The following is a 1,026-nucleotide window of genomic DNA, read 5'->3' as shown; positions in this document are numbered from 1 at the left end:
GAAGTCTACCAAAACTTGCGGGATCTCAGCCGTTTCTATCAGAATCTGACCGAGGACATTGTTCGAGCTAAAAACCGCCTGCACAAGGCCTTACAGGTCACTTTCCCTGAATTGGAAAATATCTTGTCAACACCAACTGGTGAACAATACTGGAACCTGGTCATAGCTTTTCCTTGCAAGGACTTCGTGCTTGATTTAAGCAAGGACGAACTCTCAGAAAGCATTCGTCAATCTACTTCAAAACGGATTTCTGACAAGCGTGTAGCTTACTTAGCAGAGAAGCTGACAGCACTAGCCAATCAGTCTTATTGTGCCGTTAAGAAAACCTCTCCGGTCATGGAAGAGGTGCGTTACTATGCAAAAGAATTGCTTAGACTTTTTGAACAGAGACAAACTGTCTTAGACAAAATGGTTACTCTAGCTAAGCCTTTACCAGAGTATGACATTCTGCTTTCTATTCCTGGAATAGCTGAGACGACTGCAACAAGTATTATTGGCGAACTGGGAGATATCCGCCGTTTTCAGTCTGCCAATCAAATCAATGCCTTTATCGGTATTGACCTGAGACACTATGAATCTGGAAACCTCATCGCTAAAGAACACATTACCAAGCGTGGCAATCCCTATGCTAGAAAGATTCTGTTCAAATGCATTCACAATATCGCTTCAGCTAGTCATACCAATCCTTGCCATATCGCAGACTTTTATGAGAAACGAAAAAGGCAATCGCAAACGACTTCAACCAAGCCACACACGATTGCCTCCATACACCGTCTCATTCGGACAATGTATTACCTCATTACGCATAATAAGCTTTACGATTATACTTCTACCCAAAATCGGTAAAACTGTTTATGCACTATCATTGTAACACCTTATCAAAAAATTTCAACATAAGGTGTTGCTTTTGTATACACTTTTTACACTAAACTTTAGTCCAAAATAAAATAATTTCCATATTTGGATTACGAGACTCAAAATATTTTTCGTCAAATACCTTGATGGACTTGACAAATGGTAGAAAAA

1 protein-coding gene is annotated in these 1,026 nt (G+C 39.9%); it reads left to right on the top strand.

Annotated features, from left to right (window positions below; translation table 11 throughout):
• The coding region (locus tag ACHBHN_RS11340; protein WP_394734163.1) for an IS110 family transposase at positions 1 to 846 on the top strand (846 nt) is incomplete at its 5' end.
• Between the last annotated feature and the right edge of the window lie 180 nt (positions 847 to 1,026).

This window comes from Streptococcus sp. A22 (assembly GCF_043674215.1).
Taxonomy (GTDB): Bacteria; Bacillota; Bacilli; order Lactobacillales; family Streptococcaceae; genus Streptococcus; species Streptococcus suis_V.
This window is presented reverse-complemented; position numbering and strand designations above follow the sequence as displayed.